Raw genomic sequence first — 13,031 nt, forward strand, 5'->3', positions numbered from 1 at the left:
TCAATCCTTTAGAAGATTAGCTCTAGGCTTTGCTATGATCGACGGGATTACTCTGTAATCTTTATAAAGTTAACCGACAGATCACAAGGTGGTGATACGTGCTCGACTACCGTGAACCCGAGTCCGTCTCGCGGTTGCGGTCCGACCTGCGTGCTCTCATCGCAGAGCACCTTCCAGCCGACTTCCTCGGCGCGTTCACGCCGGACCCCGCAGACTTCGCCCTCACCGAGGCGTTCTCGCGCGAACTCGGAAGACGTCAGTTGCTTGCGTCAGCCTGGCCTCGCGAGTTCGGCGGCGCGGCGGCCGACGTCTGGGAGCAGACGGCGGTCCGCGAGGAGATGTGGGCGGCGCATGAACCGCGCGGCGCCCAGTACATGGGCGTCAACTGGGTCGGTCCCGCGATCATGCGTCATGGGACACCTGCCCAGCAGGCGCAGCACCTGCCCGCCATCGCGGCCGGCGAGGTCGTGTGGTGTCAGGGATTCAGCGAACCCGGTGCCGGCTCCGATCTGCCGGCGCTGCGTACGAAGGCTGTCAAGGTCGACGGGGGATGGTCCATCACGGGGCAGAAGGTCTGGACCTCGTACGCGCGCATGGCCGGATGGTGCTTTCTGCTCGCCCGCACCGGTACCGCCGGTGGCCGCAAGAGCGGCATCACCGTGTTCCTGATGCAGATGGACCAGGCGGGGGTTGAGGTCAGGCCGATCGGAGCGATGCTCGGCGAGCATCACCTCAACGAGGTGTACCTCGACAGCGCCTGGGTGCCCGACGATCAGGTGCTCGGCGAGATCGGCGCAGGGTGGGACGTCGTCGCCGAGGTGCTCGGATTCGAGCGCATCGGCATCGCACGCTACGCCCGCTCGGAACGGCTCCTGCGAGAGGCGCCCGAAGCGCTGGCCGACCGCTGGCACGACCTCCCGGAGTCGCTGCACGAGCGATGGGCGGCGGCCCTCGTGCGCGCACGCCAGGCTCGGCTTCTTGCTTATCAACTCGTGGCTGCGAACGAGTCCGAGCTGTCACCGCTGTCCGCGGCCGCCTACCGCATCGTGGTGACCACCCTCGACCAGGAATCGGCGGAGATCCTCATGGAGATGCTCGGACGGGATGCCGTCGGAGCGACGCCGCAGTCGACGTACTTCGAGCGCGAGGTCGAGGACCACTGGCGGTACTCGCAGGCCGCGACCGTGGCATCCGGCACCGTCGAGATGAACAAGCAGACGATCGCCAAGTCCCTGGAGCACACATGAACTCGTCCCTGGCTGAAGAGGCCGTCGAAGTCGCCGGCGTCCTCCGGGAGAGCATCGCGACCGCGGGGGGCGTCGACATGCTTCGCCGGGCGGTCGATGACCCGGCGGTGCGAGATGTCGCGGGTGATCTGGTGGATGCCATCGGCCTCTGGGAACTCGAACCCCTCGAAGACCCACTGCAGCTCGAAGTCGCGGCTGCAGCGAGCCAGGCCGCCGGCTTCTATGCTCTGCCGTATCCCGTGACCGAGCGGTTCGCCAGATCCGCGGGTGGCGAGGCCACGGCCGTCGTGGGCACGGAGCCGACCGTTCTGGTGGCGCACGGTGATCTTCCGCTGGACTGGACCGGCGTCGATCCCGACGGCTTGCTGCACCGCCTCACCCTCGATTCGGCCCCCCTCGGCACGAAGCTCGCACCGTTCGCGGTTCGGATGGCGGCTGAGCCGATGGGTGAGCGGGCGCCCGCCGCGGCATCGCTCGGACTGACACTGCAGTCCTGGTGGCTGCTTGGCCTACTCGAACACGCGGTGGCAGATACGGTGCGCTACACCCGCGAGCGGGAGCAATTCGGCCGGCGACTGATCTCGTTCCAGGGAGTGGGATTCCAGCTTGCCGACATGGCCGTCGCCGTCGAGGCGCTCGGCGAACTCGGCAAGTACACGCTGTGGCGCATCGCCACTGCGGGCGACGGTTCGCTCGTCGACGCGGTCGCGCTGCGGTCGGCTGCAGTGGCCGCCGCTTCGACGGTGCTGCGTGGCGCGCACCAACTGCACGGGGCGATGGGCTTCACCGACGAAGTCGACGTCTCATGGCTGTCGCGAGCATCGCAGCTGGTGCGTCGGCTTCCCGAGGGCGCGCACAGCACCGCTGCGCGTTTGGTGGCGCTGATCGACGCGGACGGATGGGCCGACTTCGGATATGCCGACGCGCCTACCGCGGAGCGGACGGCGGAGAGTGTTCGCTACGCGTAGCGTGTTTCCGAGAGGTCGAATCGCATAACCGTATAAGGTTTGCGAAGAATCGAGTTCCACGAGGTGAGGCGCAGGCGTGAGTGAATCGGGCACGAGCCAGGGCGCGCGGTTGGGCTTCTCGCCTCGCGTGGCGGAGTCGATTGCAGCCGACCTGCGCAAGCGCATCCTTCGCAGCGAGTCGGACAACGTGCCTCTTCCGCGTCAGGACGACTTGACGGCACAGTACGGCGTGAGCGGCCCTTCGCTGCGCGAGGCTCTGCGCATTCTCGAGGCCGAGGGGCTGATCACTGTGCGCCGCGGCAAGTTCGGCGGCGCCTACGTCCACAAGCCCAGCTGGTCGTCGGCCGCGTACGCGTTCGGGCTCTCGCTGCAGGGGCAGGGTGTCACGGTGGCCGACCTCGCCGCCACCATCCTGACGCTCGAACCGATGTGCGCCGCGGCCTGCGCCGCACGGGCCGACCGCGGCGAGACGATCGTTCCCGCGCTCGAAGCCAGCCTGACCGAGACCGAGGCCCACATCGGCGACGGCGCGCGGTACTCCGCGGCTGCACGCGTGTTCCACGACATCCTCGTCGCCGGCCTCGACAACCAGACGATGCAGTTGCTGGTGCGCAGTATGGTCGCGATCTGGTCGATCCAGGAGCAGATCTGGGCGGAGTCCGCCAATGCCGCGTCCCAGTACCCCGGCGTCGAGCCGCAGAAAGAGTCGTTCCGGACCCACGCAGCGCTGGTGCGCCTCATCGCCGAGGGCGATGTCGAAGGCGTCACAAAGCTCGCTACGGCGCACCTGCGGGCCACGCAGGCCATCGTCTTGGAGCGATACGGCAACGAGGTCGTCGACGGTTCCTCGCTCGCAGCGGTTCAGGCCTTCAAGAGCCTCTGACTCAGTCCAAGAAGAAGTCGCCGTCGAGGCCTTCGTCCCGGCCCGAGTAGGCGTAACCCGAGAAGTCGGTCACGCCGGCTTCTCGGAGCACGTCGTCGTCGATGAGCAACTGCCCGGTGCGCGCTCGGGACCGGGTGGTGAGGATCGCGTATGCAGCGTCCGCCATGATCTCCGGTCGCCGCGCGCGGGCCAGCGCTTCGTCGCCGCCGAGCAGGTTGCGCACAGCATCCGTCCCGATCGTGGTCCGCGGCCACAGCGAGTTCGCCGCGATGCCTGCCGACGCGAACTCCGCGGCGATCGTGAGCGTCACCAGGCTCATGCCGTATTTCGACAGGAGGTAGCCGGGAAACTCGGCGAGCCACCGCTGCGACGTGAGATTCAACGGCGGGCTGAGCGTGAGCACGTGAGGGTTCTCGCTCTCACGCAGATGCGGAAGGCAGGCCCGGGTGAGCATGAAGGTGCCCCGGGTGTTGATGTCCTGCATGAGGTCGTACTGCGCCGGCGTGAGGCCCAGCGTCCCCCTCATCCGCAGTGCGCTGGCGTTGTTGACGCAGATGTCGATGCCGCCGAAGGAGTCGACCGCCGCGGCGGCGGCCGCAGCGACGTCATCGTCTGATCTGACGTCACCGACGACGGCGATTGCGCGTCCGCCGGCGACCTCGATCTGGGCGGCAGCGTCATGGATGGTCCCGTTCAGACGCGGGTCGGGCTTGTCCGTCTTCGCGAGCAGCACGATGTTGGCGCCGTCGCGGGCCGCTCGCAGCGCGATCGCCAGGCCTATGCCGCGGCTGCCGCCCGACATGACGATCGTCTTGCCTTTTAGCGTGCCGTGGAGCTCGAGCGAGGACAGGGTCATGCCTGCTTCTCTTTCTGACGATGGACGAAGCCGCGGATGAGCGATGCTGCTGAAGTGGATGCCGCCGCCGCGACGAGCGCCGCCCGTTCGGCGTCGAGCGCGGCCGCGTACTGACCGTCGGTGTCGCCGCGCAGCAGTCGTCGGGTCGCCGACATGTGCGCTTGCGAACGGCCGGTGGCCGACGAGGCGAGCTCCGCTGCGCGAGCGGCAGGATCCGTCTCGACGACCTCGGCGACGAGGCCGGAGCGCGCGGCGGTCGCGGCATCCATCACACCGCTCAGCGCACTCATCTCGGCCGCCCGACCGAGGCCGACGACGCGGGGGAGCAGGAACGAGACTCCGCTGTCGGGGGTGAGCCCCACCGCCTCGTAGGCGGTGAGGAACCGCGCGCGCGGCGAGGCGATCCGCACATCGGCGTTCAGTGCGAGGCCGAGTCCGCCGCCGGCCGCTGCGCCGCCGATCGCTGCGAAGATCAGCGCATCCAACGAGGCGAGCAGGAGCAGCCCCTCATGGAACGTCTCGGCGAGCAGATCGAGGTAGGTGGGGAGGTCGGGCGCCTCGCTCATTTCGCGCACGTCGCCGCCGCCGCAGAAGGCGCGCCCGCGGGCCGCGATCACCACTGCGGCGGGTGGCTGTCGCTCCAGGTTTCGCATGTGGTCCCGGAATCGGCGCGCGACGGCGAGGTTGATGGTGTTGGCTGCGTCGGGACGATTCAGGGTCAGGTGCGCGACGTCGTCGGCGAGCACCAGTTCGACGGGATCCGACATCATTCAGCTCGGCGCCATGCGCAGCGCGCCGTCCATACGGACGGTCTCGGCGTTGAGGTAGTCGTGCTCGATGATCATTCGCGCGAGCTCAGCGAACTCGTCGGGTCGAGCCAGGCGCTGCGGGAAGGGGATCGAGGCGGCGAGCGACGCTCCCACCTCCGGCCCGAGGCCGGCCAGCATGGGTGTGTCGACGATGCCCGGTGCGATCGTGTTGACGCGGATGCCGACCGCGGCGAGGTCCCGTGCCGCGGGCAGCATCATGCCGACCACGCCACCTTTCGACGCAGCGTACGCGACCTGCCCGATCTGGCCCTCGAACGCCGCGACCGAGGCGGTGTTGATGATGACCCCCCGCTGCCCGTGCTCGTCCGGTTCGGTCTGCGACATGGCGGCGGCCGCGAGCCGCAGCACGTTGAAGGTGCCGACGAGGTTGACCTCGACAGCGCGACGGAAGAGGTCGAGATCATGCGGGCCCTTCGAGCCGAGCACCTTGCGCGCCGGCGCGATGCCCGCACAGCTGACGACGATACGAAGAGCTGGTTGATCGGCCGCGATCGAGTCCACCGCGGCCTGCACGTCGTCGGCACTGGTCACGTCCGCGGCGACGTAGCGGATGCCGGGGGCAGGTGCCGCGTGGTCGACGGCGGCCGGCAGATCGAGAGCGACGACTTGCGCTCCCGACTCGGCCAGACGGCGCGCGGTCGCGGCGCCCAGGCCGGATGCGCCGCCCGTGACGAGGGCTGAAGTGGTGGCGATTTTCATGCTTCTCCTGCTTCGTCGGAGGGGTGAAGACTGCGGACGATGAGTTCCGCGAGTGCGCGGTAGGCCGCCGAGTCGTCCAGTCCGGCGGTGGTCTCAATCTCGCCGCGATGGATGGCTTCCATGACCTGTGCGGCGACGGCTCCAACGAACGCGGCGTTCTGGTCGCCCGAGGCTGCCTCGCGCACCAGCGACTGCACTTTCTCGGCGGCGGCTCGGGTGTTGGTCTGGTATATCTCCCGGGTGGCCGGCCAGGCGTCGAGGTCGGCGAAGAAGGTCGCCGACGCGGGGGCGAGCTGCTCCGAGATCGCGACCAGATAGCTCCGGATCTGCTCGAGCGGATCGTCGATGGTGCGTAGGAGCCGAATCTCGACGCGGTCCGCCGCGCGGCGGAAGAAATGCCTCACGCCGGCCACCACGATCGCCTCCTTCGAGGGGGCGATGCCGTAGAGGGTCGTCTTAGAGCACTGCAGCTCACGTGCGAGATCCTCGACGCTCGCATCGGCGAAGCCCTCGCGCAAGATGACGTCCACCAGCCGCTCCAGCAGCGCGACGCGGCGCTGGGTCTGATTCGACGCAGTCGCCCTATCGCGAAGAAGTGTCATACTCAGCAGAGTACCAGACTCGCTGATCTAGTACTGATCGCAGTACTGAAATCAAAAGATTAAGAGGATTGCACTGTGAGTTCAATCGCCGAAGCCACGTCTGAGATCGCCGACGACCTCCTCTCGCTCACCGCGGACATCTGCGCGCGATCCCTTGCTCCGTATGCGGCGGCGGCTGAGCAGGCCGAGCGATTCCCTCGGGAGCAGTTCCGCACGCTGGGTCAGGCCGGCCTGCTGAGCCTGCCGTACCCGGAGCAGTACGGCGGGGCCGGGCTTCCCGCAGAGCTGTACCTCCAGGTATTCGAGTTGCTTGGGCGTACCTGGGCGTCGGTCGCCGTCGGCGTCAGCGTGCATGCGTTGGCCTGCCTGCCGATGGCGAGCTTCGGAACCGACGAACAGAAGCGCCGTTGGCTGCCGTGGATGCTCTCGGGCGGATCCCTCGGCGCGTACTGTCTGTCCGAGGCGCACGCGGGATCGGACCCCGCCGCGATGCGCACCCGCGCGACCCGCGTCGACGGCGGCTACGTCCTCGACGGCGCAAAGGCGTGGACCACACACGGCGGCGAGGCGGACTTCTACACGGTGATGGCGCGCACGTCGCCCGATCCGCGAAGCGGGATCTCGTGCTTCTTCGTGCCCTCGGACGCCGTGGGGCTCTCGGCATCCCCTCCCGAGCGCAAACTCGGTCTGACGGCTTCGACGACCGCCACGGTCAACTTCGACGGGGTCTTCGTCCCCGACGACCGGGTCATCGGCGGCATCGGGGAGGGGCTGCGCATCGCCCTGGCGGCGCTCGACTCCGGCCGGCTGGGGATCGCGGCGATCGCAACCGGCCTCGCGCAGGCGGCACTGGACGAGTCGGTCGCCTACGCACGCGACAGGGAGGCGTTTGGCCAGCCGATCATCCGGCACGAAGGCGTCGGGTTCATGCTGGCCGACATGGCCGCGACAGTCGAGACGGGTCGCGCCATGTACCTCACGGCCGCGCGCCGACGTGATCGTAGGCTCCCGTTCACCCGCGAAGCGTCCATCGCGAAGCTCGTCGCCACGGATGGAGCCATGGCGGTGACGATGAACGCCGTGCAGGTCCTCGGTGGCGCCGGCTACACGAAGGACTTCCCCGTGGAGCGGTACATGCGAGAGGCCAAGGTGATGCAGATCTTCGAGGGGACCAACCAGATTCAGCGCCTCATCATCGCGCGCGACCTCGAGCGCGCGGCGAGCTGAGAGAGAAGGAACGAGTGATGCAGACAGCCGTGATCGTCGATGTCGTCCGGACGCCGTCGGGTCGGGGGAAGCCCGGAGGTGCGCTCGCCTCCATCCACCCCGTCGATCTCGCCGCGCGGGTACTTTCGGCACTGCTTGATCGCAACGGGCTCGAATCCGTGCAGGTCGACGACGTTCTCATGGGGTGCGTGAGCCAGGTGGGAGAGCAGGGAGCGAACATCGCCAGACAGGCGGTGCTGGCGGCGGGCTTCGACGAGAGCGTGCCGGCTGCAACGATCGACCGGCAATGCGGATCGAGCCAGCAGGCCGTGCATTTCGCAGCGCAGGGAGTGATGGCTGGTGCGTACGACATCGTCATCGCCGCAGGCGTCGAGTCGATGAGCCGCGTCCCGCTGGGCTCCTCGGCCGCAGGTGCCCCGCCTGCGCCGGGCCTGACGGGCCGGTACCCCGCGGGACTCGTGAACCAGGGCATCTCGGCCGAGTTGATCGCCCAGCGCTGGGAGCTCTCGCGGGAAGACCTCGACGCCTATTCCGCACGGTCTCATCAGCGCGCGGCGGCGGCCGGGGCCTGCGGGCTGTTCGACTCGCAGTTGGTCTCTGTGGACGTGGCCGGCAGCGAGGTCGACGTCGACGAAACCATTCGACCGTCGACCACCGTCGCCGGCTTGTCGGCGCTGCCGCCGGCCTTCCTCACCCCCGAGGCCGAGGCGCGGTTCCCGCAGCTGTCCTGGCACGTCACCGCGGGGAACTCCTCACCGTTGACGGATGCCGCGTCAGCCGCGCTCATCATGAGCGAGAGCAGAGCCACGGAACTCGGACTACGGCCGCGCGGGCGGTTCCATGCCTTCACGGTGGTCGGGGACGATCCCGTCATGATGCTCACCGGACCCATACCGGCTACCCGGCGCATCCTTGAGCGCTCCGGGCTGGTAATGGACGATCTCGATGCGTACGAGGTCAACGAAGCGTTCGCCTCAGTTCCCCTCGCGTGGGAGCGTGAGCTCGCCGCAGACCCCGAGCGGCTCAATCCCTGGGGCGGTGCGATCGCCCTCGGTCACGCCGTGGGAGCCTCCGGTACGCGACTCCTCGGCACGCTGCTCGCCCACCTCGAGCACACGGGCGGCCGGTACGGACTCCAGACCATGTGCGAAGGAGGCGGCATGGCGAACGCGACAATCATCGAAAGACTCTGACGTGACAGAGGAGGAGATGACCCGCACGACGATCAGCAGCGCAGTGGGCTGGATCGAGCTTCACCGTCCGCGGAAGCTGAACGCCCTCAGCGCTGCGTTCGCAGGCGCGTGCGACGCAGCCGAGCGAAAGGACCGGATGACCCCTTCCGCTCAGACGCCCCGCCGCCGATTCTCTGACCGGTGAAGGTCGCCGGTATGGGGCAGTCGCATGAGGATGTGGCACACGGCACCGCACTGGGCTTTCGCGCGGGCTGCCGCTCGCGTGGCGGGTGCCCTCTCCATCAGTCGGCGACGCTTTTGACTTGCGTGGAAGCTGAATTCGCCCGCCGGGGAGACTACGCGATCGCTCGCCTGCCGATCGACGAGCCGGTGGCTCGCGTCAAGGCTGTAGCAACACCGCAGTCGAGCCGCGTGCAGGAGCGCCCGCGTGAACGTCGTGAATCGATGCGGAACCCTCGAACGGGCGCGCGGGTGGGGAAGCGGGCATCCTCTGAGCCGCCGCATGGCACGACGGCGCGGTATCTGCGAGGTTGTCGGAGCAGCGGTGACTGCCCACGGAACGCTGATGATCTCAGTTGTGTGGAGGCTCGCAACGCCGCAAGGCGCAATCAAGCGCGAAGGAGGGGCGTCCCCGCGTACCGGGCATCCGTCGATGCGACCCAGGTTGCAAGAGTGATAAGGACCCTGCCCGACACCGGGGTGAGCCTGCGGCAGTTCGCGAAGAAGAGCGGGGTTGGCCGCACCACGGTTGCCGGCCTCGCTAATGGGAGCGTCCCCAGAGTCCATCCCGACACGCTGGCGCGACTCGCTCGCGCTCTGGATGCGATCCGACCCGCGATGGAGAAGGAGAGGGCCTAGAGTCGCATCCGTTCGGCTCCATGGGCCCCAATGCCCTGGACGCGACGAAGTCGTGGCGTCCGCCGCTGCAGCACCACGTGCGCACATCGCCGCGTGCCTGGACCGCACGGCGCCTCTGGTGGAGTCGGGCGGGGGAGGGCTCGGTCCGTAGTGAGGTCACTCAGACAGGTCGCGCTCGTGGCGCTGAGATGCGAGGCAACCGACAGTAGCGAATGAGGCGATCGAGGCGGATGGATGCGCTCAGCTTGCGCCCCGATTACGTCCGGCTGAACGACCTCCAGCATCGCTGAACGTGCCACACAGGACCGCGAACCGCGTCGAATCAACTCGACTGACTACGAAAGGCCGTGGACGCCATCCCGGCGGCCGGGTTCGACTCCCCCTTTCTGGATGACCGAGGCGAGACTGATACTCGGGTGTTGTTGCCGCGACATGAACTGCGGTGACACGCTTAGCAGACAAGACGATTACGTCGACGATCGGTCACGCGCGTAACGCCGGGTAGAGAACTCGTGCCCACATGGTGCCCACAGATGGTCACGGTCGGTACGGGCCCAGAGGGAACGGCAGCAAATTCTCGGCGGTCGCAAGCCGCGAACTTCCGCCGTTGAGACTGGTTGAGATGGATGTAGCCTCTTTGGGTTCAAATCCCACCGTCACTGCCATTCGAAACCCACTCAAACTCATCAGACTGATCGAGTTGAGTGGGTTCGTTCTGTTTGCATCCAATTCAGTTGGTGCCAGGGTGTTGTGCCTCACCAGCGATTCGTTGGGCCTGAGCCTTGACCCGCCGTTGCACACCATCGGAGGCGCTTCGCGATCGACTGAGCACTCTGTCTGATCCGCGTGAGTCCGCGGTTCCGTAGCAGCAGGTTGGCAACACCTGCCGAGTGTGGGATAGCCGGAGGCGGCGCAACATTTGCTGGAGGCCGGAGGCCAGCGGGCTGACTCGGAGTCGAAGTCGCGTTCGCGGGTTCCGGACGTCCGGACCCACGGAATCCTCGTATGTTGCCCTTGTGTCGCCTGCGGCGCGTGAGCGGCGCGCCTGTCCCCCGTCCCGCCCATGGGCATCAAACCCACGGGAGGGGCGTGACAATGCCTTCCGCAGTCGGTCCCGCTGCGACCGTCTGCCTGCCCGCTTGGGACCCATGTCCCAGTGGCCGTGGAACACAAGCTCCACTGAGCGGTGGCCATCCTCGCTGGGCAGAATCTGGATCCTGCGATCTGGCCACGCCGCACGGCGCACATACGGACCCCACACCAGCGCAACTCGAGTAGATTCTGACTTGCAGGCGCGAATCTACACGAGTAGCATCGTGGACGATCGACCCAGCGACCTACTTTGGTCTCGCGAGTTAGGAACAGATGAGCCAGTCACCGCAGACTGCCCACACACCGGTGGACAGCATTCTTGAAGAATTCGTCCTGGACACCGACATCGGTACGGACGTGGACGATCTCCTTGCGCTGTCGATGGTCTTCGGCTCTCCCGAGCTCGCCATTCGTGCCGTCACGACCGTGTACGGCGACGTAGCCTTGCGGGCCCGCATAGTGGCGAAGACCTACTCGGCAGCGGGTCGGCCGCAGCCGCCGATCGCGCCGGGGTTCGCTGAGACGCTGTCGGGACGCGACGTGTGGTGGCCAGGCCACGAGGGGGCGACCATCACCGACCTCGACGCGCAGACCTATCGCTCCGACTCTTCAGCCATCGAGCTGTTGGCTGCGAGCCCGACGGTCCTGGCGATCGGGCCGCTGACCAACATCGCCGTCGCGGTGCGGCGCCCGGAGTGCGTCACCGGACGAGTCGTCCTCATGGGCGGTGAGTTCGCAAGCGGCACCATCGAGCACAACATCCGCTGTGACGTCGACGCGGCCCGTGCGCTGTTCGGCGCGGGCCTGCCCGTCGTGGCGGTCGGGCTCGAGCAGACCGGCCGGGTCCGTCTCGGGCACGAGGAGCTCGCGCGAATCGAAGCGGCGGGCGCCCTCGGCGAACTGGTCGGCAGAGAGATGAAACGGTTCTGGGAGTTCGCCGAGCAGGACTACAACGTGCCACACGATCCGATCGCGGTGCTCACCCTTGCGCGCCCCGACCTGTTCGAGTTCACCTCGGGCACCGTGACTGTCGCCGACGACGGCGTCACCAAGTTCCGCGCCCACCCGGACGGCGTCCACACGATCGTCACCGATATGGACACGGATGCCGTGGCATCCGAGATCACCCGACGAATTCTCGCCGCGGCCGGGATCGCCGCTGCGCGAATCCATTCCTGAACTCCACCCTGCAAACACTCGACGAGGAGAGAATCCATGCAGAAGAACAGAGCACTTCATGTGTCATTCGTCGCCGGTGCAACGCTGGCGGCTCTGACGCTCAGCGGCTGCGCCGGTGCGAACCCGAGCGACGGCGCAGCCGATGGCGACAAGGTCACCTTGACGTTCGCCAACGCGGATCCGGCCGAGACCTGGGCGAAGGTGATCGACGCATTCGAGAAGGAGCACCCCGACATCCATGTCAAGCAGCTCAACATCCCCTACGCGCAATACACCAGCACCATCAACCAGCGCCTCGGTGGAGGCGGAGGCGGCATCGACGTCATGGTGGTCGACGCCGGTGGTGCGGCGATGGATTGGACGAACCGCGGATTCCTCGCCGATCTGAGCAACCTCAAGGATGACGCGGTGGCAGCTGCTGTGTCCGAGAGCATGGTCACCGCCCGGGAGGTCGACGGCGTTCTGCGCGCGATCGAACCGTGGACCACATCACAGTTCCTCTACTACAACACCGACCTCTTGGAAGCGGCCGGAGTCGAACCACCCTCGAGCGAGCCGAGCGAACCGTGGACGTATGAGGAGCTCACGCAAGCCGCCCGCGAAGTGAAAGAGGCCGGAGTCACCGAGTATCCGTTCCTCTTCGACCAGTGGGACAGCTACTACCAGCTCCAGATGGTCGGGCGGTCTGCCGGCGGTGGCGACGGCATCGACGAGGAGGGGGTCGTCGACTTCTCCAATGCCGGGTGGCAAAAGGCGCTCACCTGGTACCACTCGCTGTTCGAGGAAGGGCTGTCGCCTCGCGGCATCACCAACGACAAGAACGGCGCGCTCTTTCAGAACGGAAAGGCCGCGTTCATGATCTCGGGCCCGTGGGGCGTCGCCGTCAACGGGGCAGGCGACATCAACTGGGGCGTGGCGCCCGCACCGTACTTCGAAGGGGGCGAGGCCGCCACCTCGACCGACTCGTGGGGTGTCGGCATCGCGGAGAAGACCGAGAATCGCGAAGCCGCCGACGAGTTCCTTCGGTATCTGACGATCGACCCCACCGGAAACGCGGAGTCGGCAGAAGTAGCGGGCATCACGCCCACCAACAAGGACGCGTATGCCGAGTACGCGGAGCGTGTCAGCGCCGTCGCGGGCGAGGCATCCGCTCCCTTTGGCGCGATCATGGAGTACCAACTCCAGAACAATGCCGTTCACCGCCCGATCGTCGTCGGCTACAGCGTCTTCGAGCCAGGAGCGAACCTGATGTTCTCGGACATCCGCAACGGCTCCGATCCCGCCGAACGCGCCGCTCAGGCCGACAAAGAGATCACCGCTCAGATCGAACGACTGAAGTAAGGCAGCTATGAGCACCACGATGCAACGGCATCGGGAAGGGGCGGCGGATCCTGCCG

Annotated in this window: 12 protein-coding genes; 8 read left to right on the forward strand and 4 right to left on the reverse strand. The window is 67.2% G+C overall.

What is annotated here, in order from left to right:
- Nucleotides 1-98 precede the first annotated feature (98 nt).
- The 3 genes from NCG93_RS06195 to NCG93_RS06205 all read left to right on the forward strand — a co-directional run bounded on the left by NCG93_RS06195 (nucleotide 99) and on the right by NCG93_RS06205 (nucleotide 3,098).
- The gene (locus NCG93_RS06195) at nucleotides 99-1,247 is read left to right on the forward strand and encodes an acyl-CoA dehydrogenase family protein (RefSeq protein ID WP_194414804.1); all 1,149 of its coding nucleotides are present in this window, start codon (nucleotides 99-101) and stop codon (nucleotides 1,245-1,247) included.
- Nucleotides 1,244-2,215: an acyl-CoA dehydrogenase family protein gene (locus tag NCG93_RS06200; protein WP_194414803.1), complete on the forward strand. Its 972-nt coding sequence runs from the start codon at nucleotides 1,244-1,246 to the stop codon at nucleotides 2,213-2,215. Before NCG93_RS06195 ends, NCG93_RS06200 begins: the two co-directional genes overlap by 4 nt.
- 76 nt (nucleotides 2,216-2,291) lie before the next feature.
- Nucleotides 2,292-3,098 (forward strand): FadR/GntR family transcriptional regulator, encoded by an 807-nt coding sequence (locus NCG93_RS06205; protein WP_206687653.1) that lies wholly within the window; start codon nucleotides 2,292-2,294, stop codon nucleotides 3,096-3,098.
- 1 nt (nucleotide 3,099) lies between these two features.
- On the opposite strand, the gene NCG93_RS06210 is transcribed toward NCG93_RS06205, so the two are convergent.
- From NCG93_RS06210 to NCG93_RS06225, 4 genes are read right to left on the reverse strand one after another with little or no spacing between them, the layout of a single operon-like run.
- Complete coding sequence (locus NCG93_RS06210) at nucleotides 3,100-3,954, reverse strand: SDR family oxidoreductase (protein ID WP_194414802.1); 855 nt, start codon at nucleotides 3,952-3,954, stop codon at nucleotides 3,100-3,102.
- Nucleotides 3,951-4,721: an enoyl-CoA hydratase/isomerase family protein gene (locus NCG93_RS06215; protein WP_194414801.1), complete on the reverse strand. Its 771-nt coding sequence runs from the start codon at nucleotides 4,719-4,721 to the stop codon at nucleotides 3,951-3,953. The genes NCG93_RS06210 and NCG93_RS06215 overlap by 4 nt, the downstream gene beginning before the upstream one ends.
- Before the next feature lie 3 nt (nucleotides 4,722-4,724).
- Nucleotides 4,725-5,483 (reverse strand): SDR family NAD(P)-dependent oxidoreductase, encoded by a 759-nt coding sequence (locus tag NCG93_RS06220; RefSeq protein ID WP_194414800.1) that lies wholly within the window; start codon nucleotides 5,481-5,483, stop codon nucleotides 4,725-4,727.
- Nucleotides 5,480-6,085, reverse strand: coding sequence for a TetR/AcrR family transcriptional regulator (locus tag NCG93_RS06225; RefSeq protein ID WP_194414799.1), 606 nt, complete (start codon nucleotides 6,083-6,085; stop codon nucleotides 5,480-5,482). The genes NCG93_RS06220 and NCG93_RS06225 overlap by 4 nt, the downstream gene beginning before the upstream one ends.
- Before the next feature lie 75 nt (nucleotides 6,086-6,160).
- Here NCG93_RS06225 and NCG93_RS06230 point away from each other — a divergent pair, with 75 nt between their 5' ends.
- The 5 genes from NCG93_RS06230 to NCG93_RS06245 all read left to right on the forward strand — a co-directional run bounded on the left by NCG93_RS06230 (nucleotide 6,161) and on the right by NCG93_RS06245 (nucleotide 12,975).
- Nucleotides 6,161-7,312, forward strand: a complete 1,152-nt coding sequence (locus tag NCG93_RS06230; protein ID WP_194414798.1) for an acyl-CoA dehydrogenase family protein — start codon at nucleotides 6,161-6,163, stop codon at nucleotides 7,310-7,312.
- 17 nt (nucleotides 7,313-7,329) lie between these two features.
- Entirely contained in the window at nucleotides 7,330-8,505 is a 1,176-nt protein-coding gene (locus NCG93_RS06235) for a thiolase family protein (protein ID WP_194414797.1), read from the forward strand.
- A 444-nt stretch (nucleotides 8,506-8,949) separates the two neighbouring features.
- Nucleotides 8,950-9,363 (forward strand): helix-turn-helix domain-containing protein, encoded by a 414-nt coding sequence (locus tag NCG93_RS20445; protein ID WP_372495959.1) that lies wholly within the window; start codon nucleotides 8,950-8,952, stop codon nucleotides 9,361-9,363.
- Between the two features lie 1,398 nt (nucleotides 9,364-10,761).
- Nucleotides 10,762-11,634: a nucleoside hydrolase gene (locus NCG93_RS06240; protein WP_252787466.1), complete on the forward strand. Its 873-nt coding sequence runs from the start codon at nucleotides 10,762-10,764 to the stop codon at nucleotides 11,632-11,634.
- A 36-nt stretch (nucleotides 11,635-11,670) separates the two neighbouring features.
- Nucleotides 11,671-12,975: a sugar ABC transporter substrate-binding protein gene (locus NCG93_RS06245; protein WP_194414794.1), complete on the forward strand. Its 1,305-nt coding sequence runs from the start codon at nucleotides 11,671-11,673 to the stop codon at nucleotides 12,973-12,975.
- Nucleotides 12,976-13,031: the final 56 nt, after the last annotated feature.

Source organism: Microbacterium yannicii, assembly GCF_024055635.1.
Taxonomy (GTDB): Bacteria; Actinomycetota; Actinomycetes; order Actinomycetales; family Microbacteriaceae; genus Microbacterium; species Microbacterium yannicii.